20 protein-coding genes are annotated in these 12,854 nt (G+C 64.2%); 7 read left to right on the top strand and 13 right to left on the bottom strand.

Annotated features, from left to right (window positions below; all coding sequences use genetic code 11):
- Positions 1–13 precede the first annotated feature (13 nt).
- The 12 genes from TQ29_RS14065 to TQ29_RS14010 form a co-directional block, all read right to left on the bottom strand.
- Positions 14–823: a division plane positioning ATPase MipZ gene (locus tag TQ29_RS14065; protein WP_037207177.1), complete on the bottom strand. Its 810-nt coding sequence runs from the start codon at positions 821–823 to the stop codon at positions 14–16.
- A 99-nt stretch (positions 824–922) separates the two neighbouring features.
- The gene (gene rpmE, locus TQ29_RS14060; protein ID WP_037207175.1) at positions 923–1,144 is read right to left on the bottom strand and encodes a 50S ribosomal protein L31; all 222 of its coding nucleotides are present in this window, start codon (positions 1,142–1,144) and stop codon (positions 923–925) included.
- Between the two features lie 11 nt (positions 1,145–1,155).
- The gene (rplS, locus tag TQ29_RS14055) at positions 1,156–1,539 is read right to left on the bottom strand and encodes a 50S ribosomal protein L19 (RefSeq protein ID WP_037207173.1); all 384 of its coding nucleotides are present in this window, start codon (positions 1,537–1,539) and stop codon (positions 1,156–1,158) included.
- 50 nt (positions 1,540–1,589) lie between these two features.
- The gene (trmD, locus tag TQ29_RS14050) at positions 1,590–2,426 is read right to left on the bottom strand and encodes a tRNA (guanosine(37)-N1)-methyltransferase TrmD (RefSeq protein WP_082386659.1); all 837 of its coding nucleotides are present in this window, start codon (positions 2,424–2,426) and stop codon (positions 1,590–1,592) included.
- Positions 2,427–2,441: 15 nt separating this feature from the next.
- Positions 2,442–2,954: a ribosome maturation factor RimM gene (gene rimM, locus TQ29_RS14045; protein ID WP_054539668.1), complete on the bottom strand. Its 513-nt coding sequence runs from the start codon at positions 2,952–2,954 to the stop codon at positions 2,442–2,444.
- Between the two features lie 190 nt (positions 2,955–3,144).
- Positions 3,145–3,531 (bottom strand): 30S ribosomal protein S16, encoded by a 387-nt coding sequence (gene rpsP, locus TQ29_RS14040; RefSeq protein WP_054539667.1) that lies wholly within the window; start codon positions 3,529–3,531, stop codon positions 3,145–3,147.
- Between the two features lie 41 nt (positions 3,532–3,572).
- On the bottom strand, positions 3,573–3,869 hold the full coding sequence (locus tag TQ29_RS14035) for a chorismate mutase (protein WP_037207167.1): 297 nt from the start codon (positions 3,867–3,869) through the stop codon (positions 3,573–3,575).
- A complete protein-coding gene (locus tag TQ29_RS14030; RefSeq protein WP_054539666.1) occupies positions 3,862–4,467 on the bottom strand; it encodes a GNAT family N-acetyltransferase in 606 nt (201 codons plus the stop codon). Before TQ29_RS14030 ends, TQ29_RS14035 begins: the two co-directional genes overlap by 8 nt.
- Entirely contained in the window at positions 4,467–4,988 is a 522-nt protein-coding gene (locus TQ29_RS14025) for a GNAT family N-acetyltransferase (RefSeq protein WP_054539665.1), read from the bottom strand. The genes TQ29_RS14030 and TQ29_RS14025 overlap by 1 nt, the downstream gene beginning before the upstream one ends.
- Entirely contained in the window at positions 4,985–5,494 is a 510-nt protein-coding gene (locus tag TQ29_RS14020) for a GNAT family N-acetyltransferase (RefSeq protein ID WP_054539664.1), read from the bottom strand. Before TQ29_RS14020 ends, TQ29_RS14025 begins: the two co-directional genes overlap by 4 nt.
- A complete protein-coding gene (gene ffh, locus TQ29_RS14015; RefSeq protein WP_054539663.1) occupies positions 5,491–6,984 on the bottom strand; it encodes a signal recognition particle protein in 1,494 nt (497 codons plus the stop codon). Before ffh ends, TQ29_RS14020 begins: the two co-directional genes overlap by 4 nt.
- Positions 6,985–7,231: 247 nt before the next feature.
- Positions 7,232–7,834 carry an FMN-dependent NADH-azoreductase gene (locus TQ29_RS14010; RefSeq protein ID WP_054539662.1) on the bottom strand — a complete coding sequence of 201 codons (603 nt, stop codon included), beginning with the start codon at positions 7,832–7,834 and terminating at the stop codon, positions 7,232–7,234.
- Between the two features lie 114 nt (positions 7,835–7,948).
- Between TQ29_RS14010 and TQ29_RS14005 the strand changes: the two genes are divergently transcribed.
- Positions 7,949–8,830 carry a LysR family transcriptional regulator gene (locus tag TQ29_RS14005; protein WP_054539661.1) on the top strand — a complete coding sequence of 294 codons (882 nt, stop codon included), beginning with the start codon at positions 7,949–7,951 and terminating at the stop codon, positions 8,828–8,830.
- Complete coding sequence (locus tag TQ29_RS14000) at positions 8,821–9,753, top strand: DMT family transporter (RefSeq protein WP_054539660.1); 933 nt, start codon at positions 8,821–8,823, stop codon at positions 9,751–9,753. Before TQ29_RS14005 ends, TQ29_RS14000 begins: the two co-directional genes overlap by 10 nt.
- Here TQ29_RS14000 and TQ29_RS13995 read toward each other — a convergent pair.
- Positions 9,720–10,055 (bottom strand): metalloregulator ArsR/SmtB family transcription factor, encoded by a 336-nt coding sequence (locus TQ29_RS13995; RefSeq protein WP_054539659.1) that lies wholly within the window; start codon positions 10,053–10,055, stop codon positions 9,720–9,722. The genes TQ29_RS14000 and TQ29_RS13995 overlap by 34 nt on opposite strands.
- 229 nt (positions 10,056–10,284) lie before the next feature.
- Between TQ29_RS13995 and TQ29_RS20955 the strand changes: the two genes are divergently transcribed.
- From TQ29_RS20955 to TQ29_RS13970, 5 genes are all read left to right on the top strand, one after another.
- Positions 10,285–10,614, top strand: a complete 330-nt coding sequence (locus tag TQ29_RS20955) for an AtpZ/AtpI family protein (RefSeq protein ID WP_054539658.1) — start codon at positions 10,285–10,287, stop codon at positions 10,612–10,614.
- A gap of 3 nt (positions 10,615–10,617) precedes the next feature.
- On the top strand, positions 10,618–11,367 hold the full coding sequence (locus tag TQ29_RS13985; RefSeq protein ID WP_037207147.1) for a F0F1 ATP synthase subunit A: 750 nt from the start codon (positions 10,618–10,620) through the stop codon (positions 11,365–11,367).
- A 47-nt stretch (positions 11,368–11,414) separates the two neighbouring features.
- Positions 11,415–11,651, top strand: coding sequence for a F0F1 ATP synthase subunit C (locus TQ29_RS13980; RefSeq protein WP_037207145.1), 237 nt, complete (start codon positions 11,415–11,417; stop codon positions 11,649–11,651).
- A 77-nt stretch (positions 11,652–11,728) separates the two neighbouring features.
- Positions 11,729–12,280: a F0F1 ATP synthase subunit B' gene (locus TQ29_RS13975; RefSeq protein ID WP_054539657.1), complete on the top strand. Its 552-nt coding sequence runs from the start codon at positions 11,729–11,731 to the stop codon at positions 12,278–12,280.
- Between the two features lie 4 nt (positions 12,281–12,284).
- Entirely contained in the window at positions 12,285–12,839 is a 555-nt protein-coding gene (locus TQ29_RS13970; protein ID WP_054539656.1) for a F0F1 ATP synthase subunit B, read from the top strand.
- The last annotated feature ends 15 nt before the right edge of the window (positions 12,840–12,854 follow it).

The following is a 12,854-nucleotide window of genomic DNA, read 5'->3' as shown; positions in this document are numbered from 1 at the left end:
GCCTGCCCGCTTTTCAGAAATCGACGCGTACGCCCGGCAGGTTGAGCGCCAGCATCAGATCGCGCAGCTCCTGCCGCGCGGCGACGTTTGAAAGATTCAGGCCCTTGACGCCGATATCCTTGAGGTCGAGCAGGGTCAGGCCGTTGGGGAACAATTCGCGGAAAATCACCCGCTCGCTAAAGCCCGGCGCGACACGAAAGCCGATCCGGCGCGACAGGTTTTCCAGCGCATCGCCCATCTTCTTCTTGTTATGCATCTGCTGGGCGCCAAGCCGGTTGCGCAGCACGATCCAGTCGATCGCCGGCAGGCCGGCCTGGGCGCGCAGCTGGCGCGCGCTCCACACCATTTCCGAATAGATCGACGGCCCCAGAATCTTGCCCGAGGGCTGCTCGATACGGGCCAGAAGATCGAAATCCACGAAACTGTCGTTCAGCGGCGTGATCAGCGTGTCGGCCAGCGAATGCGCGACCTGGCTGAGGCGCGTGTGCGATCCGGGACAATCGATCAGGATGAAATCGACCTCGCTTTCCATCCCGGCCACGGCGGCCGACAGGCGCCGGTCAAAGATGTTCTCGCCCGGGTCGAGCTGATCATGATCGATATCGGGCAGGTCGTGATATTCCGGTGTCGGAAGATCCAGCCCCTCGCGCGCGCAATAGGCGCGGCGGTTGTCCATGTAGCGGCCGAAACTGCGCTGGCGCAGGTCCAGATCCAATGCACCAACCTTGTGGCCCATCCGTGCCAGAGCGGTGGCCACGTGCATCGACATGGTCGATTTGCCTGCCCCGCCTTTTTCATTGCCCACGACGATGATATGCGCCACGCCGTTTTTCCTTTTCCCGATGCAAAAGGCGCGCCCGAAACGGGGGCGCGCCTCTACTATATGTTGTGTGCTGCCGCTTGGGAAGCCGAAGGGGCAGGCTTAGAAGCCCAAACCTTCGTATTTCTTCTTGAACTTTGACACACGGCCGCCCGCGTCCATCAGACGGGTGGAGCCGCCGGTCCAGGCCGGGTGCACCGTCGGGTCGATGTCGAGCGACAGGGTGTCGCCCTCGGCGCCATAGGTGGATTTCATCTGAAGGATCGTACCGTCGGTCATCTTGACGTTGATCATGTGGTAATCGGGATGGATGTCTTTTTTCATCTGTCCGCTCCTTACGCTTCGGCGCCGGATTTGGGCTTGTAGTTGGAGACTTCGGCGATCCGGGCGGATTTGCCGCGACGCTCGCGCAGATAGTACAGCTTGGCGCGGCGAACGCGGCCACGGCGTACCACTTCGATGCTGTCGATATTGGTGGAGTAGAGCGGGAACACACGTTCCACGCCTTCGCCAAAGGAAATCTTGCGCACCGTGAACGATCCGGCGATGCCCGTGCCGTTCTTGCGGGAAATGCAGACGCCTTCGTAATTCTGAACCCGGGTACGGGTGCCTTCGGTCACTTTGTAACCGACGCGGATGGTGTCACCGGCCTTGAAATCCGGGATGGTCTTTTCCAGACCGGCAATCTGCTCGGCCTCGAGTTGCGCGATAAGATTCATCGCTTCTTCTCCTATATGCTCGCGGTTTTCCCCGCGAAGTTTGCGCGTCCTCAGAGCTCTTGGTCTTCTTCCGGGTCCCTACCGTGTTTCGCACAGTAAGCCCGCCAGAGATCAGGTCGACGTTCCTTTGTCAGCCTTTCGGCCATGGCCTTCCGCCAGGAGGCGATATTCGCGTGATGCCCGGACAGAAGAATTTCCGGTATCGCGCGGCCTTCCCAGACAGCGGGCTTCGTGTATTGCGGGTGCTCAAGCAAGCCTTCAGAGAAAGACTCCTCTTCGGTCGAGGCCTGATTCCCAAGCACGCGCGGTATAAGTCGGACCGTGGCGTCAATCAAGGCCTGCGCCGCAATCTCGCCCCCGGTCAGCACGAAATCCCCCAATGAGACCTCTTCGACACGGAAATGCTCCAGCACACGCTCGTCCACGCCTTCGAAACGGCCGCAAAGCAGGGTGATGCCCTCGGCCTGGGCAAAGCGGCGGGCCATGGCCTGATCGAACCTTTTGCCCCGTGGCGAGAGATAGACGACGGGCCAGGCGGCGCGATCGGCGGGCGTGCCGGCCGCGGCCTGTTTCAGTGCCGCGCCGACGATATCGGGCCGCAGCACCATGCCCGCGCCGCCGCCGGCGGGGGTGTCATCGACATTTCGGTGACGGCCCTCGCCGAACAGGCGCAGGTTGATGGTTTCCAGCGCCCAAAGCCCCTGATCCAGCGCCCGCCCGGTCAGCGACTGGCCCAGAACGCCGGGAAACGCCTCGGGGAACAGGGTGATGACCTTGGCCTTCCAGGCGCCTTTCAGACGCGGGCGGGCCTCGATCAGATCGCGCGGCTTCAGCGAGGCCGCGATCGACAGCCTGCCATGGGATTTCGATTTGGGGGTGTCGGTCATCCGCCCCGGCCCCGGTCAGTCATCGGAAAACAGCCCCTCGGGCGGGTCGGCGATGATGCGGCGCGCACCCAGATCCACCGTGGGGACGGCGGCATTGGTGAAGGGCAGCAAAACGGTGGATTTCAGGCCCGGCCCGTGGATTTCCAGCAGATCGCCGGCGCCGTGGTCATGCACCGCGTGCACATGGCCCAGACTGCGCCCGCCGGTATCGAGCACTTCCATCCCGATCAGATCGGCATGGTAATATTCGTCATCGGCAAGCTCGGGCAGGGCGGCGCGATCGGCGAACAGCCGGGTGCCTTTCAGCGCGTCGGCCTGTTCCTTGGTGGCAACCCCCGACAGCCTGACGGCAAATCCGCCCTTCACCGGCCGGCTGATCCGGGCGGTGAAACTGCGGCTGCCGTCTTCGGTGAACAGCGGGGCGTAATCGCCGATCGCCTCGGGCTCGGCGCAGAAGCTTTTCAGCCGCACCTCACCCCGGACGCCGAAAGACCCGGCAATCGCGCCCACGCAAACACGATCGGTCATCGTGCCAAACCCCTTGTCGCTGTGCCGGTCATGGCCGGGCCCCGCTGCAGAACCCGCGCGTGTCCACCACCCCGCCTGCGCCAAGACAGCGGTCCTGCTGCAGGAAACGTTCGGCTTTCATCCCAAGCCAGACGCCCGCAGCAAGGCCGCAAATCATGAACAGGCGGAGCATCGCAGACCTCCGCGCCGATTACTCGGCAGCGGCTTCTTCCGCGGGGGCCGCGCTGGCTTCGGCAGCTTCGGCCGCCTTGGCGGCTTTCTCTTCCGCGCGCTCGACGGCTTTCTTGCCCGGGGTGCCGGATTTCGGGTTGCTGCGCTCTTTCTTGGTCAGAACGCCGGCAGCCTCGAGCATGCGGGCGATACGGTCGGTGGGCTGGGCGCCTTCGCCAAGCCAGTACTTGACGCGCTCCATATCCATTTTCACGCGCTCTTCGCTGTCTTTGGGCAGCAGCGGATTGTAGACGCCCAGCTTTTCGATGAAGCGGCCGTCGCGGGGCATGCGGCTGTCGGTGGCCACGATGCGATAGAACGGGCGCTTCTTGGAGCCGCCGCGGGCGAGACGAATTTTAAGTGCCATTTTGGTTTTCTCCTTGGTCTGGCAATGGGCGGGGTCACCGCCTATTTCTGGTGTTGCTTGTGGTGTTGGATGACTTCCTGAATCACGAAATTCAGGAATTTCTTGGCGAAATCGGGATCGAGGTCGGCAGAGCTGGCCAGCTCTTCCAGCCGCGAAATCTGTTGCGCTTCCCGCTCTGGGTCAGAGGGCGGCAGGTCATGCTCGGCCTTCAGCCGGCCCACCGCCTGGGTGTGCTTGAACCGCTCGCCCAACGTATAGACGAGGATCGCGTCCAGCCGGTCGATGCTTTCGCGGTGTTCCTTCAGCACCTGGGCGGCGCGGGTGGCAGCATCAGTCAATTGCGAACCCCTTCGGTTTGAACAGCGGGTTGATGTAGTTCTGGATCTCCAGCGCGATGCCATCGGCGATCTGCCCCGAGCGCAGGCGCGCGGGCGAGGGGTGGCGATAGACCGCGTCATTGCCGTCGATCGTCTCGGCGTCGTGATCCTTTACCGCGCCCAGACGTTCGGCCAGCCGGATACTGTCGAGGTTCTTGGGGTCGATATAGCTGACAGCGCCGACCCAGCCCTGTGTTTCATAGAAATAGCGCCGGGCGGCATCGGTGGCTTCCAGCGCATAGCCGTGGCCGGCCTTGTCGGGCCAGATGATCCAGGCAATCTCGCGCTCGGGCCAGCCCGCGGGCTGCCAGCCGCCGGCCATGCCATAGGTTTCATCGGTGACGCGGTCGTGGATCATCCACATGCCGAAGCCGCGAATATGCCAATGGCCGATCTCGGCGGCATAAAGCATCCAGGCCTCGTACTTGTTCAGCGGCCCGCCCATGAAACGCGAGCGGTAGGAACTGAACGTAGCCTTGAAGTCCGGATAATCGGCGGCCTCGGGGCCGCGCAGGATCAGGCGGTCGGTTTCCAGCACGGGAATGTCGCTGTGGTTCATCACACGGCCTCCGGCGCCGGGTGGCGATAGATGTCGAGCGTGCCGAAGCGCGCGTGGTCGAACCGGCCGTCGCGCCGCGCGCCCAGCCGCCCGGCAACGCGGGCAGAGGCGGTGTTGGCCGGTTTCACCAGGCTGATCGCGGTGGTCCAGCCCAGCACGTCATAGGCAAAGCCGCGCGCGGCCAGCGCGGCCTCTGTCGCGTATCCCCGGCCTTCGAAGCCGTCGAACAGATCCCAGCCGATTTCGGGCTCGGGCCAGCCTTCGGGATCCCACAGCCCGACGATGCCGCAAATGGCGCCAGAGGTCTTTTCGACAACGGCCCAGCGGCCATAGCCGAGCAGCGCCCAATGCCCGATTTCGCAGGCCAGGTGGCGCCAGGTGGCCTCCGCCGTCATCGGCCCGCCGACGAAAACGGAGCGGTCGGACGCATAAAAGGCGGCCACGGCGGGGAAATCGCCTTGCGTGGGGCCGCGCAGCGTCAGCCGCTGAGTCTCGACGGTGGGAATCGTAAACTGCGTCATGCGATGCCCCGCAGATCATGCAGGATAACCACATCGTCGTCGGCCGTGCCCGGCCGGTCGGTGACCTTCCGGCCGCCGATCCGCAGGGCAAGTGCGATCGAACGCAGATTGCCGGGGGCGATGTAGCTGACCAGATGATCCCAGCCAAAGGTCTTGCGGACCCATCCCATGACCGCGCGCGCGGCTTCCGCGGCGTAGCCGCGGCCTTCGGCCTCGGGCAGAACGAACCAGCCGAGTTCGGGTTCGGGGAAGCCTTCGGGCCGGTAAACACCGACCTCGCCCAGATATTGGCGGCTTTGCCTGTCTTCGAGCGAAAACGGTCCGAAGCCCATCAGCGGCCATTGCGCCACCTCGGACGCCCAGACCCGCCAGGCCTGCGCGCGCGGCATGGGGCCGTCTTCCCAGACCGAGCGGTCCGAGGCGTAAAAGGCCGCGCGATACTCGAAATCGGCGAGTATCGGCATTCTCAGCGTCAGGCGTTTGGTATGAAGGATCGGCGCGGTCATTTCTTCTTCCCGAACCCGCTCAGCCCCGGCGGCAGGGCGCCGCCGCCCAGACCGGGCAGCTTGCCGCCGCCCATCTGCCGGGCGGCCGCTTCCAGCGCCTTCGGGTCCATGCCCGCAGCGCCCATGTCGGCGGGCAGGCCGCCCTTGCCGAACATGCCCTTCATGGCCTGTTTCAGCATGCCGCCCTTGCCCTTGCCCATCTTCTTCATCATGTCGGCCATCTGCCGGTGCATCTTCAGCAGCTTGTTCAGCTCCGACACCTCAAGCCCCGCGCCCTTGGCGATCCGCTTCTTGCGGCTGGCCTGCAGCAGGGCGGGATTGGCGCGCTCTTTCTTCGTCATCGACTGAACCAGCGCGATCTGGCGTTTCAGGATGCTGTCGTCAAAGCCGGCGTCCTGCACCTGCTTTGCCATCTTGCCCATGCCGGGCATCATGCCCATCACGCCTTCCATGCCGCCCATCTTGAGCATCTGTTCCAGCTGCATCTTGAGGTCGTTCATGTTGAACTGACCCTTCTGGAACCGGCGCATCATCCGTTCGGCCTGTTCGGCCTCGATGGTTTCCTGCGCCTTTTCGACAAGCGAAACGATGTCGCCCATGCCCAGAATGCGGCCGGCGATGCGTTCGGGGTGGAATTCCTCGATCGCGTCCATCTTTTCGCCAAGGCCGACGAAGCGGATCGGCTTGCCGGTGACGGCGCGCATCGACAGGGCCGCGCCGCCGCGCCCGTCGCCATCCATCCGGGTCAGCACGACGCCGGAGATGCCCACCTTGCCGTCGAATTCCGAGGCCACATTCACCGCGTCCTGCCCGGTCAGGCCATCGACCACCAGCAGGGTTTCGCGCGGGGTGGCGACATCGCGCACCGCCTGCACCTCGTCCATCAGCACATCGTCGATATGCAGGCGTCCGGCGGTGTCGAGCATATAGACGTCATAGCCGCCCAGCATCGCCTGCTGCTTGGCGCGCTTGGCGATCTGCACCGCGGTTTCGCCCTTGACGATCGGCAGGGTATCCACCCCGATCTGCGCGCCGAGAATGGCAAGCTGTTCCATCGCCGCCGGGCGGTTGGTATCGAGCGAGGCCATCAGCACCCGCTTGCCGTTCTTTTCCTTCAGCCGTTTGGCCAGCTTGGCGGTGGTCGTCGTCTTGCCCGAGCCCTGCAGGCCGACCATCAGGATCGGGGCGGGCGCGTTGTCGATCTTCAGCGCGCCGGGGTCGTCGTCGCCGGTCAGCACATGCACCAGTTCGTCATGCACGATCTTGACGACCTGCTGGCCCGGCGTCACCGATTTGGTGACGGCCTGGCCGGTGGCGCGCTCTTGCACCGCCTTCACGAACTCGCGCGCCACGGGCAGCGAAACATCCGCCTCGAGCAGGGCGACGCGCACCTCGCGCAGGGCGGTTTTCACATCCTCTTCGGACAGCGCACCCTGTTTGGTCAGCCGATCAAAGACGCCAGACAGGCGTTCGGATAGATTTTCAAACATGCCCTGGCCCTCCTGCGACCGTTACACCATGCCCGCCCTAAGTAGGGGCGAACGTCCCAAACGCCAACGGCACCAGTGGGCGCAACGCGCTGACTGGTGGCGATCCCGCATCGGAAACGGGACCGGAAGGTTTGGCACACTTCCGGAAACTTGGGGGGCGTTTAGGCGGGGCGGCGCGCAAAGTCAAGCGCGGCGGGCAACTGCGCCGCCCCGACACCACATTGCGCGGTGCCGGGGTGGTGTCTGCTCAGGCCGGCAGCTTGAGCTGCGCGATCGCCTCGTTCGCCGCCTTCATCGACGCCTCGGCATCAATCGCCATGTGATCGGCGGCGACGAACTCGACATTGGTGATGCCGATGAAGCCAAGCATGTGCTTCAGGTAGGACGAGGCGAAATCGACCTCGGAGCCGAGCCGCGTGCCGTTGGAGGCATAGGCCACGATCACGCGCTTGTCGTCGACCAGGCCGACGGGGCCGTTTTCGCTGTAGTTGAAGGTCATGCCGGCGCGGGTGATGTGATCGATCCAGGATTTGAGCTGCGCCGGCAGCGCGAAGTTGTAGATCGGCAGGCCGATCACGACGATATCGGCGGCCTTGAGCTCGGTGATGAACGTGTCCGAAAGGGCGGCGGTGGCGCTTTGCTCGTCCGAACGGTCCGCTTCGGGGGTGAAGACAGCGCCAAGCCAGGCGCCGTTGATCATCGGCAGCGACAGCTCGGCCAGATCGCGCGTCACGACGGTTGCGCCGGGATCGGCCGCAGTGATCTTGGCGATGATGTCATCGGTCAGCTTGCGGGAAACGGAGTCGCCGCCCTTGATGGAAGAGTCGATGCGAAGGATTGTCTGGCTCATTGGGTGCTCCTGAAGCGTGGGTGGGTAAAATCGATCGGGCTGGGCTCAAGATGACTCTTGCACAGGTGAACGCAATCGGCGCAAACTGAACAGGAGATGTGAGGTGGCGCACATATGGAAGTTGAGAACTGGGATGAGATCCGCACGGCCTTTCACGTCGCCCGCCTGGGCACGGTCAGCGGCGCGGCAGAGGTTCTGGGCGTGCATCACGCAACGGTCATCCGGCACATAGATGCGCTGGAAAAGCGGCTGGGGGTAAAGCTGTTTCAGCGCCACGCGCGCGGCTATACCCCGACCGAGGCCGGGCTGGACCTGCTGCAGGTCGCACAGGCCACGGCCGATCAGTTCGAGCAGCTCGCCGGGCGCCTGCACGGGCAGGGCGCCGCGATGACAGGCGAACTGGTGCTGACCTCGGTTGACAGCGTGGCGCAGCTTTTGATGCCGACGCTGGCCAGTTTCCAGGAGGAACACCCGGAACTGGTGATCCGGCTGATCACGGATGCCCGCGTCTTCCGCCTGGAATACGGCGAGGCGCATGTCGCGATCCGCGCGGGCGCCAAGCCCGATGATCCCGACAATGTGGTTCAGGCATTGGGCTGTCCGGGCATGGCCCTGTTCGCCCATCGCGACTACGTCGAGGCTCACGGGATGCTGGAGGGCGAGGCCGATTGCGCCCGGCACCGGTTCATCGGCCCGACCGACGAAAATCACCGGGCGAAGAATTTCCAGTGGCTCAAGGAGAACGTTCCGGCCGAACGCATCACCCTGCGGGTGTCGGACATGCGCGATGGCGTCGCGGCGGTGAAGGCTGGCGTCGGCGTGGGGTTCGTGCCGCTCTGGGCCGCGCGGAACGACCCGGATCTGGTGGAACTCAGCCCGCCGCGCCCCGACTGGCAAATGCAGCTCTGGCTGGTGACCCATGTCGATCTGCACCGGACGGCCAAGGTTCAGAGCTTTACCGCGGCGCTCAAAGAGGCCGCCAGAACATGGCCCTAGGCGGGCTGTCCGAGCCGCGCAAGGGGCATCTGGCGATGCTGCTGTTTTCGGCCCTTGTGGCCGGATCGTTCAGCTTCGGCAGCCTGATCGCCAATAAAATCGATCCGGTCGCGTTGACGGCGGTGCGCTTCGTGATCGCGGGCACGGTGATCGGTATCGCCGCCGCGGTCGGGCCGGGGCTGCGGCTGGCCAGTTTCCGCGCGCCCTGGCGCTATGCCATCCTTGGCGCGTTGTTCGCCGCCTATTTCGTGCTGATGTTCGCGGGGCTGAAAACCGCGCCGCCGGTTTCCACCGCGGCCGTTTTCACCCTGACCCCGGTGCTCTCGGCCGGTTTCGGCTGGCTTTTGCTGCGCCAGGTCACCACGCCGCGCATGGCGCTGGCGCTGGCCGTTGGCGGGGCGGGGGCGCTTTGGGTCATTTTCCGGGCCGATCTTGCGGCGCTGCTGGCCTTTGATGTCGGACAGGGAGAGACGGTCTATTTCATCGGCTGTATCGCACATGCCCTCTTCACCCCGCTGCTGCGCAGGCTGAGCCGGGGCGAACCGGCGCTGGTGTTCAACTTCGGGGTGATGGTGGCCATGGTGGTGCTGCTGGTCGGGTATGGCTGGCGCGATATCCTTGCGGCGGACTGGGCGGCGCTGACCTTCAGCGACTGGCTGATCGTGCTTTACGTCTCGCTCTTCGCCAGCGCGCTGACCTTCCTGTTGCTGCGCTATGCCACGCTGCGCCTGCCCTCGGCGAAGGTCATGGCCTATACCTATCTCACCCCAAGCTGGGTGATCGGATGGGAGATCGTGCTGGGCCACGGCGTGCCCGGCGTGCTGACCCTGGTGGGGGTCGCGCTGACGATCGCGGCGCTTTGGATGCTGCTGAAGGACGAGGAGCCGGTTCAGCCGGCGGTGCCCTCATCCAGCTCGACCTGAAGAAACTTTTCGAACGCGTCGAGGTTCACCGCCTCGAACTGGCCGAAGCTCTGCATCCAGACCGAGGCGTCGCGCAGCGCGTCCGGCTCCAGCTTGCACCATTTCACCCGGCCGCGCTTTTCCTGGCTGATCAGCCCGGCGCGGCTGAGGATGGTCAGATGCTTGGAAATGGCCGCGAGCGACATGGCGAAGGGCTCCGCCACGTCCGTCACCGCCATGTCATCCTCCAGCAGCATGGCGAGGATCGCCCGCCGGGTGGGGTCTGCCAGGGCCGAGAATACGGTATCAAGTCGGGTTTCCATCGCACAGCTATGGGGCCAACCCGTCGGGATCGTCAACCGTCCGGTTGAATATGCGGTGGCGCCCTGTTAGCGCCCAAACTGCCGCGGCGCGCCTGACGGCGGCCAGCGCGAGTTCTGGAATATCGTTTGAAAACAATATATTAAATGTGTTTCGCGGGGCTGTGAACGCGCTTGACTCGGAGTGCCGGGGTTTCTAGGTTCGCGGCGACTGTCCAGGGGGCTTTCGTACATGGTGGATCCTGCGGAAAAGGCGCGGCTGGCGCGGCTCGAAGCAAAGATCGCTGCGGCGAAGAAGGCGCAGGCGCCGGAAAAGCCCCATCAGGAAGAACATTATTCGCAGGCTCAGCTTGGCTGGCGAATGGTGACAGAGCTTGTGGCCGGTCTGGGGATCGGCTTCGGCATCGGATACGGGCTGGACACGCTGTTCGGCACAATGCCCGTCTTTCTGGTGCTGTTCATATTGCTGGGCTTCGTGGCCGGGGTGCGCGTGATGCTGCGATCCGCCGCGGAGATACAGAAGACGATGACGGCCGAGGCCGACAAGGACAAGAGGGACTGAAACATGGCGACGGAAGAAGCAAGCGAAGGCCTGGTGTTCCACCCGATGGATCAGTTCAAGGTGGAGCCGCTGTTCGGTGGTGACGCCATTCACTGGTATACGCCGACGAACGCGACCCTGTGGATGGGCCTCACCGTGGTGGCGATTTTCCTGTTGCTGGTTCTGGGCAGCCGCGGCCGCGCCGTGATCCCGACCCGCGTGCAATCCATCGCCGAGCTTGCCTATGGCTTCGTCTACAAGATGGTCGAGGATGTGGCCGGCAAGGACGGGCTGAAATACTTCCCCTATATCATGACACTGTTCATGTTCATCCTGTTCGCCAACTTCCTGGGCCTGCTGCCGATGGCCTTCACCACCACGTCGCACGTCGCGGTGACGGTGGTTCTGGCGCTGGCCGTGTTCATCGGTGTAACGGTTCTGGGCTTCGTCAAGAACGGCGCCAGTTTCCTGGGCCTGTTCTGGGTCACGTCGGCGCCGCTGGCGATCCGGCCGGTGCTGGCGGTGATCGAGATCATTTCCTACTTCGTGCGCCCCGTCAGCCATTCCATCCGTCTTGCCGGTAACATGACCGCCGGCCACGCGGTGATCAAAGTCTTCGCGGCCTTCGCGGGCGCTGCCATCCTGTCGCCTCTGGCGATCCTGGGTGTGGCGGCCATGTACGGGCTCGAAATCCTGGTGTCCTTCATCCAGGCCTACGTTTTCACCATCCTGACCTGCGTCTACCTGAAAGACGCGCTGCACCCGCATCACTGACCGGTCAGGGTCCAAGTTCAGCCATTCCAACCTAAGGAGATACTTCAATGGAAGGCGATATCGCAGAAATGGGCAAGTTCATCGGCGCCGGCATCTCGGCGTTCGGCATGGGCCTTGCCGCCCTCGGTGTGGGCAACGTTGCCGGCAACTTCCTGTCGGGCGCGCTGCGCAACCCGTCGGCTGCCGCTTCGCAGACGGCCACGCTGTTCATCGGTATCGCGTTTGCCGAAGCTCTGGGGATCTTCTCGTTCCTCGTTGCGCTTCTGCTCATGTTCGCCGTCTGATCCATCGAACCGATCCTTACGGCCGGGTGGGCATGATTGCCCGCCCGGTGTAATATCAGGTTCCCGGAGGACGAAACATGGCGACAAACGCGAACGAAGCAGCGCATGGTGCTGCAGACGCGGCGCACGCGGCCGAAACCGGCGGCATGCCGCAGATCGATTTTGCGACCTTCCCGAACCAGATTTTCTGGTTGGTCGTCACGATCGTCGTGATCTATCTGATCCTGTCGCGCGTCGCGCTGCCCCGGATCGGTTCGGTTCTGGCAGAGCGTCAGGGCACGATCACCAATGACATCGCCGCCGCCGAAGAGCTGAAGCTCAAGGCGCAGGAGGCCGAAGCGGCCTATAACCAGGCGCTGGCCGATGCCCGCGTCGAGGCGCAGAAAATCATCGCCGAGGCGAAGGCCGAAATCCAGATCGGACTGGACGAAGCCACCGCGAAGGCCGATGCCGAGATTGCCGCGAAAGCGGCGGAATCGGAAAAGAAGATCGGCGAAGTGCGCGCCGGCGCGCTGGAGGCCGTGACGGAAGTGGCCAAGGATACGGCTGCCGAAATCATCGGCATGCTGGATCAGAAGGCCGACGCCGCCGTGGTATCCGAAGCGGTCAACGCCCGGCTGAAAGGGTAAAGCGATGAAAAAGCTGACAGTTCTGTTCGCCCTTGCCGCCAGCCCGGCACTTGCGGCCTCGGGCCCGTTCTTCTCGCTGCGCAACACCGATTTCGTCGTGCTGCTGGCCTTTCTGCTGTTCATCGGGTTCCTGATCTACCTCAAGGTTCCGGCGTTGCTGGGCGGCATGCTGGACAAGCGCGCCGAAGGCATCCGTGCCGAGCTTGACGAGGCGCGGGCCCTGCGTGAAGAGGCGCAGACCATTCTGGCGTCTTACGAGCGCAAGCAGAAGGAAGTGCAGGAGCAATCGCAGCGGATCGTGGCACATGCCCGCGAGGAAGCCGAGATTGCGGCGGCACAGGCCCGCAAAGAGCTTGAGGCGTCCATCACGCGGCGCCTTCAGGCCGCCGAGGAGCAGATCGCTTCGGCCGAGGCTGCTGCCCTGCGCGAAGTGCGTGACCGGGCCGTGGCCGTGGCGGTTGCCGCCGCTGCCGATGTCGTGGCCAAGCAGATGACGGGCGCCGCGGGCGATGCGTTGATCGACGATGCGATCAAGCAGGCCGAGGCGAAGCTTCACTAGCTGTTCGCCGATCCT

The organism is Actibacterium sp. EMB200-NS6 (assembly GCF_001305615.1).
GTDB lineage: Bacteria > Pseudomonadota > Alphaproteobacteria > Rhodobacterales > Rhodobacteraceae > Actibacterium_A > Actibacterium_A naphthalenivorans.
This window is presented reverse-complemented; position numbering and strand designations above follow the sequence as displayed.